The following is a 284-nucleotide window of genomic DNA, read 5'->3' as shown; positions in this document are numbered from 1 at the left end:
AAACCCCCCATAATCTCGCGGGGGGGGTGGTCCTCTTTTCAACTTTTCATATAATAACCCCGCGCGCGCCGCCCCCCCCCCCCCCCCCACGATGGAGATGGAGCTGCGCGCCACATACTCGCTGTCATCGCCCGATTTAATCGGGCGATCCAGTATTCCAGAGACTGATGTGATTTGAACCGAGAAGCCGCGGCGTACTGGGTCGGCCCGGTTAAACGGGGGCCGGAAGGGGGGTGTGGGGGGGGGGCGGGGGCGGGTGCAAATGAAGCCATTAGCGGACCCAC

This window comes from Bradyrhizobium sp. MI1.3, assembly GCF_055811695.1.
The sequence above is the reverse complement of the archived record's forward strand: the minus strand, read 5'-3'. Positions refer to the sequence as shown.